Source organism: Nocardioides sp. (genome assembly GCF_031422975.1).
Lineage (GTDB): Bacteria > Actinomycetota > Actinomycetes > Propionibacteriales > Nocardioidaceae > Nocardioides.
Window position 1 is genome coordinate 1 of sequence record NZ_JANPEO010000127.1, and the last position, 9,983, is coordinate 9,983.

General features: G+C 71.5%; 12 protein-coding genes. 4 read left to right on the top strand and 8 right to left on the bottom strand.

All coding sequences use genetic code 11. The annotated features are described in order from the left end of the window. The 8 genes from RMO85_RS04090 to RMO85_RS04125 form a co-directional block, all read right to left on the bottom strand. Positions 1–1,325, bottom strand: a 1,325-nt coding sequence (locus RMO85_RS04090) for an FtsX-like permease family protein (RefSeq protein ID WP_310526636.1), incomplete at its 3' end; no start/stop codon positions are given. After that, complete coding sequence (locus tag RMO85_RS04095; protein ID WP_310526637.1) at positions 1,322–2,002, bottom strand: ABC transporter ATP-binding protein; 681 nt, start codon at positions 2,000–2,002, stop codon at positions 1,322–1,324. The genes RMO85_RS04095 and RMO85_RS04090, both read right to left, overlap by 4 nt. Next, entirely contained in the window at positions 1,999–2,523 is a 525-nt protein-coding gene (locus RMO85_RS04100) for a PadR family transcriptional regulator (RefSeq protein WP_310526638.1), read from the bottom strand. Before RMO85_RS04100 ends, RMO85_RS04095 begins: the two co-directional genes overlap by 4 nt. A gap of 22 nt (positions 2,524–2,545) precedes the next feature. Further along, complete coding sequence (locus RMO85_RS04105; RefSeq protein WP_310526639.1) at positions 2,546–3,532, bottom strand: FAD-dependent oxidoreductase; 987 nt, start codon at positions 3,530–3,532, stop codon at positions 2,546–2,548. 7 nt (positions 3,533–3,539) lie between these two features. Then, a complete protein-coding gene (locus RMO85_RS04110) occupies positions 3,540–3,953 on the bottom strand; it encodes a hypothetical protein (RefSeq protein ID WP_310526640.1) in 414 nt (137 codons plus the stop codon). Then, on the bottom strand, positions 3,950–5,185 hold the full coding sequence (locus tag RMO85_RS04115) for an NAD(P)/FAD-dependent oxidoreductase (protein ID WP_310526641.1): 1,236 nt from the start codon (positions 5,183–5,185) through the stop codon (positions 3,950–3,952). The genes RMO85_RS04110 and RMO85_RS04115 overlap by 4 nt, the downstream gene beginning before the upstream one ends. Positions 5,186–5,239: 54 nt before the next feature. Continuing rightward, positions 5,240–6,295 carry a M4 family metallopeptidase gene (locus RMO85_RS04120; protein WP_310526643.1) on the bottom strand — a complete coding sequence of 352 codons (1,056 nt, stop codon included), beginning with the start codon at positions 6,293–6,295 and terminating at the stop codon, positions 5,240–5,242. A 73-nt stretch (positions 6,296–6,368) separates the two neighbouring features. Next, positions 6,369–6,701: a hypothetical protein gene (locus tag RMO85_RS04125; protein WP_310526645.1), complete on the bottom strand. Its 333-nt coding sequence runs from the start codon at positions 6,699–6,701 to the stop codon at positions 6,369–6,371. A gap of 79 nt (positions 6,702–6,780) precedes the next feature. Here RMO85_RS04125 and RMO85_RS04130 point away from each other — a divergent pair, with 79 nt between their 5' ends. From RMO85_RS04130 to RMO85_RS04145, 4 genes are all read left to right on the top strand, one after another. Further along, a complete protein-coding gene (locus tag RMO85_RS04130) occupies positions 6,781–6,924 on the top strand; it encodes a hypothetical protein (protein ID WP_310526647.1) in 144 nt (47 codons plus the stop codon). A gap of 68 nt (positions 6,925–6,992) precedes the next feature. Then, the gene (locus tag RMO85_RS04135; RefSeq protein WP_310526648.1) at positions 6,993–8,849 is read left to right on the top strand and encodes an AMP-dependent synthetase/ligase; all 1,857 of its coding nucleotides are present in this window, start codon (positions 6,993–6,995) and stop codon (positions 8,847–8,849) included. Continuing rightward, entirely contained in the window at positions 8,846–9,682 is an 837-nt protein-coding gene (locus RMO85_RS04140; RefSeq protein WP_310526649.1) for a glycerophosphodiester phosphodiesterase family protein, read from the top strand. Before RMO85_RS04135 ends, RMO85_RS04140 begins: the two co-directional genes overlap by 4 nt. Positions 9,683–9,705: 23 nt before the next feature. Then, positions 9,706–9,983: hypothetical protein (locus RMO85_RS04145; RefSeq protein ID WP_310526650.1), on the top strand; the 278-nt coding region annotated here is incomplete at its 3' end.

A 9,983-nucleotide genomic window follows, 5' to 3' on the forward strand; every position in this document is an offset into this window, starting at 1 on the left:
AGGTTGGCGACCGACGCCGCCCTGAGGGCCCAGGGCCGGGTGATGCGGACCGCGGCGCTGATGGCCAGCCACACCAGGACGAGCGTGATGACCACGTCGGCCAGGAGCACCAGCAGGGCCACTGGCGAAGCGTCGACACCGACCACCGTGAGCGTCGCCGCGCCGAGCAGCACCCCAGCCGCCGCCACCGGCATGGCCACCAGCCGCGCTTCCCACCGTTGCGCGCTCTCGAGCTCGTCGAGCGGCATGCCCAGCGCCGCCAAGGACGCAACGGACCGCTTCCGATCGAGCATCGACTCGACCGAGTGGACGGCCAGTGTGCCGATGGCGACCAGCAGGGCCACCAGGAGCGCACTCGCCACCAGCGCGAGCGAGATGTAGTAGAACGGGTCGCTGACGTCATCGGCCACCAGGTCGGCGGCGACTGCCCCTCCACCTCCCGAGACCAGCGCGATCGCGCCCACCGCCGCCGCAGCACGACCGGCCGGGCGAGGGTCGGCGACGAGTCGGCGGGCGGCGAGCAGCCCGGCCGGGGAGGCTGTCCGGGACTCGGCGAAACGACCGGCCCGATACGCGGCCCAGGGGGCGAGGGCGATCACGCCGAGGACGGTTAGCCCGATGAACGCGAGCGGGGCCGCGTCGGAGGCGGTGCCCAGCGTGATCGACACCGGTATCGCAGCGAGCGGGAGCAACAGACCCCACGGACGCGGCGGAGCCGAGGCCTGACGTCGGGACACACCCAAGGGCGTGACGACCACGCCGCGAGAGGCGCGTCCACCCACGATGACGCCGGCCACAGTGGTGCCGACGACCACCAGCAGCGCTTCCCACCACTGCGGCGCGACCGATGTCGGCACCAACCGGAGCCCGAGGGTGGACACATATCCGTTGCCTTGAAGGGCGACTCCCGCAGGAGTGCCGCCGAGGACCTGGCGCAGCAGCCAGTAGACCGCGATCCCTGCCAGGCTTCCCGCGAAGGCCGGGATCCCCACCTCGAGCGCGCCCAGGCGCCGGACGTCCCCCGGGGTGGCCCCGGCCAGCCGGAGCGCCGCCAGCCGTCGGTCGCGGGCAGCGGTGCCGAGTCGGACGGCCTGGTAGAGCAGCAGCAGCGGCGGCAGCGTGAGCAGTCCCGTGGCGAACGCAGTACCCCCACGGGTGCCCGGGTCCGCGACGAGATTGAAGAGCGCTTCGTCGGGACTGTCGGGAAGCCGGGCGAAGCTCACCATGAGGAGCAACAACGCACAGACCCCCGCCGTGCACGAGCCGAGCAACAGCATCCGTGGCAACCCGCCGGCGCGGGTCAGGGTCAGCGAGAGCCGGATCACGAGATCACCGGAGTCAGCTCGACCACACCGTCGCGGATCACGACCTCCCGATCTGCGCTCGCGGCCACCCGGTTGTCGTGGGTGACCATGACGACAGTGGCGCCGCTCTCGCGCGCGGTGGTGAGCAGCGCCGCGAGGACGTGCTCGCCACTCACCGTGTCGAGTGCACCCGTGGGCTCGTCGGCGAAGATCACCCGCGGGCCGGTCACGAGAGCCCGCGCGATCGCCACCCGCTGCCCCTCACCGCCCGACATCTCGCCGGGGAGGGCGTCGGCCACGTCCAGCGCCCCGAGTCGCTCGAGCCAGCCGGTCGCCATGGTGGTCGCCGCGCGGCGATCGTGCTTCTCCAGGAGCAACGGCAGAGCCACGTTCTGTACGGCGGTGAGCTCAGGCACGAGTTGACCGAACTGCAGGACCAATCCGAACTCGCGCCTGCGCAGCCGAGTCCGGTCGTTCTCGGACAGATCGCTCAGCTTGCGAGCGTCGTACCAGACCTCCCCGGCCTCGGGCCGGAGCACTCCGGCCAGGCAGAGAAGCAGGGTGGACTTGCCGCTGCCGGACGGTCCGGTGACCGCGACGACCTCGCCTTCCTCCACCGCGAGCGACGTCCCCCGCAGCGCCTCGGTCCGACCGAACGCCTTGCGGACTGCTCGAGCCTCCACGACTGCCTCGCTCATGAACGAACCTTTCCCTGTGGGGCCACCCGGGCCGCTGCTGCTTGCAACCAACGCAGGTCCGCGTCCAGATGGAAGATGGTGTGGTCGATCGCGATCTGCTGGTCGGGGTCGGCATCCCTGCCCTGGAGAGCGATGAGTTCTCGCATCCGCGCCAGGTGCACGACTCGTTGTCGGCGCAGGAAGTCGCCGGCGTCGACTCCCATGTGCAGAGACGTAAGCGTCTTCCGGAGCAGGTCGTCGGCGGCGTACGGCCCCGCCTGCTCGGGCTCGTCGAGCCACGCCGCCAGTGACGTCTCCCCCGCGGACGTCAAGGCGTACGTGGTCCGCTCCGGGCCACCGTCCTGCGATGTCTCGGCCACCTCGACCAGGCCGTCGCGCTCGAGGCGCGACAGTGTGGAGTAGACCTGCCCGTACGCCAGAGGCTTGGCGCTCGGGAACCGGGAGTCGTGCTCCCGCTTCAGGTCGTAGCCGTGCGCGGGCCCGGCCGAGAGCACGCCGAGGAGGACATGACCGATGCTCATGCTCGAACTATACACCTAGTGACTACTCCACGTGAATAGTCGGCCGCTGGCCGAGCCTGGCCACCAGCTCGCGCCCGAGGTCACGGCCCGAGAGCCACGCGGTCTCGACCTTCGGCGAAGCGCCCCAGCCGTCACCGCATGCTCCGAGCAGCCCGTCGGGCCCCTCCACGATCGCCCAGGGCTCGATGCGCTCCCCTACAGGCCTCGCGAACGTCCAGCGGTGTACGTGCACCTCGTCGGGCTCGGGCAGGCGCAGGACGCGACGCAGCGCCTGGACCAGCTCCGGTCCCGCCGCCGCAGGGTCCTCGAGGTGACGTCCGGCGAAGTCCGGCGTGGAGTGAGCGACCAGGACCGGGGCGTCGTCGCCGTGGCGTCGCCCGTCGTCGGCGACCCAGGCCAGGACCGCATCGCCGTTGACGAACGCGCCGTCGAAGCGCCCGGTGGGGCTGACGTCGTCCCAGGTGCGCTCGGGCCAGCGGGCGGCCAGGGCGAGCACCGGCTCGAACTCGCGGTCCAAGCGGGCCCTCAGCGGGTGGTCCGGCGCGAGGAGTCGGCGTGCCTGCGGGTCGGGCATCGCGAGCACGACGGCCGCGGCCGCCAGTCCGCTCAGGTCGGCGACGTCGTGGCGCTCCACGCCCACCTCGGCCGCGAGGTCCTCGACCAGGGACCGCAGGCCGGTGGGCGCACCCCACCGCACGGGCCCCTGCTTGACCAGGGGATCACCGTCCCCCAGCGCACAGAAGGTGCGGGTCCACTGTCGGGCCAGGCCGCGCTCCTGCCAGTCGGCGACGACATCCCTGAAGTCGGGGTCCGAGACCGTGAAGTAGGACGCACCGAGGTCGGTCGGCCGGCCGGCGAGTCGCTTGGACGCCATCCGTCCGCCGGGGTGGTGACCGCGGTCCAGCAGGCGCACCGCCAGCCCACCCGCGCGCAGCTCCCGTGCGCACGCCACGCCCGCGATCCCGGCGCCGACGACCACCACGTCAGGGCTGCGACCGATCCCGCTCATGGCGTCCTCATCCCCCGGTCGCCACGGCGACGACCGCAGCCACCGCCCCGCCGACGGCGCAGGCGCACCGCCACCGGTCGGCCACCAGCAGCCGGGACACCAGCGCATCGTCGCGGTCCGTCAGGCGTCCATGGGTCGGGGCCGCGGCCGTCGCGGTCAGGCCGAGGGCCCCGACCGCTCCGGCCAGGGCCAGCCACCCCGCCGCGTCGGGACCGGCGGCCACGAGCAGACCGCCCGTGACCACCAGTGCGCCGTACACGACGGCCACGAGCGGGGCGATCGCGCGGGAGTGCCCGGCGTGCGCAGCCCTCCACTCCTCGTCGCGCCGGTCCCCCAGCACGGGGTAGACGATCACGGTGACGGAGAGCTGGAAGCCCGCATGCAGGGCCGACGCGAGGGCGAACGCGGCGAGCGCGCTCACCGCAGGGCCGCGAGCACGGAGTCGGCGGCACGCTGGCCACTCACCAGCGCCCCCTGGATGGATCCGGTGTCGCGATGGTCCCCACACACGACGAGTTCGCCGACCCGCACCGGACGGTGCGGGGAGTACGGCGCCGGCTGGACCGGCAGCGCGTCGGGGACCTCGTGCCGCGCGACCACCTCCCACCCGGAGGGATCGACGCCCAGCAGGTCACCCGCATGCCGGCGCATGGCCGGCTCGTCGCTCGACCGTCCCGGGCCGAGCAGCGCCGAGCCCTGCACCAGGTGTCGGCCCGCGGGGGCGTAGGTCGGCGCAGCCCGCGAGACGACGGCGGCGTTGACCAGCGGTCCGCGCGGTTGGTGGCGGGCGTCGACGTGCAGCAGGTCCGACGACGGGGCGTCGGTCGCGGACCACCACGTCGTGACGACGCCCTTGGTGGCCGGAACCTCCACGCCGATCAGCTCGTGCGCCCCTGGTCCATCGGTGGCGACGACGACCTGGCGGGCAGTCCAGGTGCGGTCGCCGGCGGCGACGGATGTGGCGGCCACCCGGTCGACCCGCTGGCCCAGCTGGACCCGGTCTCCCAGAGGCGCCGCGACCTGCTCGGGCAGCGCCTGCATGCCGGCTGCCGGCAACGACGGCACGCCGCGGACGAACATCCACGCGAGCAGCAGGGCGAACCTGTCAGCCGTGCTGCCGTCGTCCTCGAGCAGCACCCCGGCGAAGAACCGGTCGACCACCCTTCGCATCAGGCCGTCCACGCCGGCGCGGTCGAGGCCGGCGGCCCGGTCGACGTCGTTGCGCCCGGCCAGCACGTGAGACAGCGATTCGTTGCGGCGCGGACGGACCAGCGGCCCGGCCCACCGGAGCACGGCCGCGATCTCGCCCGGCCGGCCCAGCGACGTACGCATCGTCTGCGGCAGCAGGCGCGGAGCACGCACCGGGTGCCCGAGCGCGGTGGTCCCGGAGTCGGTGACCGCCGCCACGCCGGCGCCGAACCCCTGCAGCCCGAGCGCGTCGACGTCCACCCAGCGACGTACGGCGGGGTAGGCCGGGTTGAGCAGCTGGAAGCCGCGGTCGACGAGGAACCCGTCGACCCGTTCGGTGCGGATGCGCCCACCGACGGCGTCGGCCGCCTCCAGGACGAGCACCTCGTGCCCGGCGTCGTGCAGGACCCGCGCGCAGCGCAGTCCGGCCAGTCCAGCTCCCACGACCAGCACGTCGGCGTCCACGCGCAGACTTTAGTGGGCCCCACCTGAGACAGCTCGTGTCCCTGGCCGCCCCGGTCAGCCGACCCCGACCTCGTGCCAGGCGCCCCGCACGATCTGGGCGGCGCCCTTGTGCACGACCCCGGCCTTCACCAGGATCCGCGCCGAGTCGGCCACCTGGGCGGCGGCCTGCGCGAACGTGCTGCTGGGCTGCAGGAAGTGCAGCGCGTGGTACCAGATCCGCGCGGTCAAGGTGGTGTCCCCGAGCTCGGTGGCGACCAGGTAGAACGCGCGGTTGGCGATGCCGGAGTTGATGTGCACCCCGCCGTTGTCGGCGGCGCCGGTGTAGCGGTCGGCGTAGTGCGCGGGCTGCGGGTCCTTGCCGAGGATCGGGTTGTCGTAGGCCGTCCCGGGGTTGCGCATCGAGCGCAGCGCCTCGCCGTAGAGGTCGGGCGCCATGATCTCGTCGCCGATCAGCCAGTCGGCATCCTCGGGGCTCTCGTCTGCGGCCCACTGGGTGATCGCGGTGCCGAACACGTCACTGAAGTGCTCGTTGAGGGCACCCGACTCGCCCTGGTAGATCAGGCCGGACGCGTACTGCGTGACACCGTGCGCGAGCTCGTGGGCGACCACGTCGAGGGAGCGCGCGAAGCCGGAGAAGATGACCCCGTCACCGTCGCCGAAGGTCATCTCGTCGCCGTCCCAGAACGCGTTGTTGTACTGGTTGCCGTAGTGCACGTTGAGCACGAGGTCGAGCGACCTGTTGTCGATCGAGTCGCGGTTGAGCGCGGTCCGGAAGAAGGACCGCACGACGCCGGCGCTGTCGTAGGCGTTGATGACCTCGGCGTCCCTGGTCTCCGGCGAGCCCTCCGGTCGGACCAGCGTGACCCGCTGGTTGGTGGTGTTGCCGCTGTCGTAGACCTCGCGGCGACTTGTTCCGGTCGCCGCCGGGGCGAGCGACGGCGCGCCCGCCGCGGGCGCGTCCCGCTTGATGGCGTCGGAACGACGATCACGCAGGACCTCGGAGAGGTCGATCTGGTCGTCGTCGACGGAGGTCACCGCCGAGTGGTCGGCAAGAGCCGCTTCGACGTACGGCGGCACGAAGAAGCAGGTGGTGCGAGTGGTGGTGGTCATGGTCCCCTCCCGAGGTAGCAGGCGAACGCCTTGCTAGGAGGACCCCGATGCGCGGGGGGAGATACACGGACCGCTAGGAGTCCGGGTCCGACCCGGCCCCGGCCCCGGAGCCCTCCCGGCGCTCGTGCAGCCGCTGCTGTGCCTCCGCGAGGAAGGCCAGGCACGGCGCGTCGGCACCCGGGTGCTTCTCGACCAGGTGGAAGATCCAGCGGTCCATGGCGGCCATGTAGCCGTTGTCCCCACCGGGGCGGTAGGCGGACCACTTGCGGTGGCCCTTGGCGCGGCACACCGTGCAGCCGATCTTGTAGGCGAACTGCTTCTGCCCGTCGAGATCGATCGACACCGTCGCCAACGGGCCGGCCTCGACAGCGGCCTTCCGCTCACGCGCCGATCGGCTCGCCACCATGTTCTTCGTGTCCCTGTCGTATTCCGAGCATGCCCTTCGGGGTCCTCATGAGAGTACGAGACGACGAGGAGGCACGACCATGTGGGACACCGTCCAGACCAACACGCTGCACCTGTCGCACGACCTGCCGTGTCCGCGCTGCGGGCACGCGGCGCACACCTACCTCGCGTGCAGCGACACCTGCACCTGCGCCCCGACCGTGATGCCGGGCTTCGACCACTAGCCACCGGCCCCTCCCGTGCACGAGGATCGTGACCCCGATCACTTCGGAACCGCCGAGGGAGCCCACCGATGACCGAAGACGTCCTGGCCAGCCGCGCACGCATCGAGACCATGGTCGAGGGGCGCACGCTGATCGACTCCCTGGCCGACACGGCGACGAAGTTCGCCGACGACGCGGCGTACAGCGACAAGCACGGCGAGGTGGGCGACGACGGCTGGCGCACGCTGACCTGGCGCGAGACCAGGGACCTGGCCCTCGATGTCGCCGGAGCGCTGATCGCCGCCGGTGTCGCACCGGGAGACACGGTGGCGATCATGGCCACCAACCGTATCGAGCACATGGTCGCCGACATGGGGGGCGTGCACGCGGCCGCGACCCCGATGTCGATCTACAACACGCTGTCGACCACCCAGGTGGCGTTCATCGCCGCCGAGGCGCAACCGAAGGTCGTGATCCTGGAGAACCGCGACCACCTGGAGCGCTGGAGCGACGCTCTCGAGGGCGTGAGCAAGGTCGTCATCATCGATGAGGCTGCCGCGCAACAGGGCGAGATGTTCACGACCTGGCACGAGTTCGTGGCGAGCGGCAGGGCCTTCCGGGTCGACCACGCCGAGGAGATCGAGCAGCGGCACGCAGCCCTCGACCCCGACGCCCCGGCCACGATCCTCTACACGAGCGGCACGACCGGCAACCCCAAGGGCGTCGTGCTCACCCATCACAACGTCATCTACGAAGCGGTCTCCACCCTGGAGGCGGCGGGCCTCGAGCCCGGCCTGCGTCAGGTCTCCTACCTCCCGCTCGCCCACATCGCCGAGCGCGTCCTGAGCCTGTACGCCCCGCAGGTCGTCGGCAGCCACTCCTACTGCCTCGGCGACCCGGCTGACCTCCTCGCCACCCTCGGCGCGGTCCACCCGACGGCGTTCTTCGGAGTCCCGCGTGTGTGGGAGAAGATCAAGACCGGCATCTCGGCCAAGCTCGCCGCCGACCCCAACCCGGACAACGTGAAGCTCGTGCAGGACTCGATGGCTGCCGGGCTCGCCTGGGTGCAGGCCCAAGAGGTCGGGGGCGTGATGACGCCCGAGATCGAGAAGGCCTATGAGGAGGCGGACACTGCCATCCTGGGCTTCCTCAAGCTCCTCCTCGGCCTGGACCAGGTCACCTGGGCAGGATCGGCGGCAGCGCCCATGCCGATCGAGGTCGCGAAGTTCATGGCCGGGCTCGGGCTCAAGGTGTTCGACGTCTACGGGATGACCGAGACCTGTGGCGCGGTCACCGCCAACGGCCCCGAGGGCTTCCGGCTCGGCACCGTCGGCCGCCCCACCCCGGGCATGGAGGTCACCCTCGGCGACGACGGAGAGGTGCTCGTCCGCGGGCCGGTCATCACCCCCGGCTACCACCGCCAGGAGCAGGCCACCCGCAACCTCATCGACGCCGACGGGTGGGTCCACACCGGCGACATCGGCACCCTCGACGAGGACGGCTTCTTCGCGATCGTCGACCGCAAGAAGGAGCTCATCATCACCAGCGCGGGCAAGAACATCGCGCCGTCCAACATCGAGAACCACCTCAAGGAGTCGCCGATCGTCGGCCACGCGATGGCCATCGGCGACAACCACGCGTACGTCGTCGCGATCCTCACCCTCGACGGCGAGATCGCGCCGATCGTGGCACAGCAGCTGGGCCTGGAGTTCGCCGACCTGGCCGACCTGTCCACCAAGCCGCAGATCCGCGCGATGGCCCAGGAGGCCGTCGACCGGGCCAACGCGCGCCTGTCACGCCCCGAGCAGGTGAAGGCGTGGGAGCTGCTGCCACACGAGTGGACCGCCGAGTCCGACGAGCTCACCCCGACCCTCAAGCTCAAGCGCCGTGTGGTGAACGAGAAGTACGCCGACGTGGTGACCGCCCTCTACGCCGCGGACGAGTGACCTTCGACCTGCAGGCCCACCGCGGTGGTGCCGGACTGCACCCGGAGAACACCCTCGAGGCCTTCGGTGCCGCCCTGAGCCTCGGCGTCTCCACGCTGGAGCTCGACGTCCACCTCACGCGCGACAACGACGTGGTCGTCAACCACGATCCGGCGCTCGCGGACGCGCGGCTGATCCGGCAGCTCGGTCGCGAGGACCTCCCGCCGACCATGCCCCTCCTCTGTGAGGTCGCGGCCCTCCTCGACGAGCGCCAGGCACGCGGCGTACGCGTCAATCTCGAGATCAAGTACGACGCGATGGCGGCCGCGGAGCTGACGTCGCGAGCCGACTTCGTGGCGGTCACGCTCGATGCCATCCGTATCGACGGCCTCGTGGACCGCACGAGCATCCAGTGCTTCGACTGGGGCGTCCTGGGTCTGGTGGGCAACGAGGAGCAAGGTGTACGCCGCAACCTGCTCGTCTCCCCGAGACACCTCGCGTCCGACGCGGCCGGCCCGTCGCGCTGGTTCGACGGCCTCGAGGTGGCCGCGCAGTTCGTCCTCACCGCCGCGGAGCAGGGCTTCGACGCCATCTCACCGATGCACGGCAACCCGTTCCGCGGCGGCGTCGACGACGCGGCCTACGTCCCCTTCGCCACCGCTGAGCTCATCGACGACGCCCACGACGTCGGCCTGCAGGTCATCCCGTACGTCGTCGACGACGCAGCGACGATGGCCGCCCTGATCCGGCTCGGCGCCGACGGGCTGATCACCAACTACCCCGACCGGCTCCGGGGTGTGCTCCACGACCTCGCACTGCCGCTGCCCGAGCCAATTCCCGCCCGCAACAACTGACCGGAACGGAGCGTCTCATGCACATGAAGAAGATCCTGATCGCCCTCGCCGTGGCACCCCTGACCCTCGCCTTCCAAGGCCCACCCGCGAACGCCGAGCAGCCCCCGGCACAGCAAGCCGCTCCCCGACAGGTCTTCGACGTCTCCGACCTCGAGACCGGCGCTCCCCCGGCGATCGCCTGGGCCACGCGCAAGGGTGCCCACCTGACGACCATCCACGGGCCCGACGGGGCCACGACGGTCCCGGGCGGCGACCTGATGCGGATGGCGTTCGCGCCCAACGAGGTCTGGTGCTGGGACAT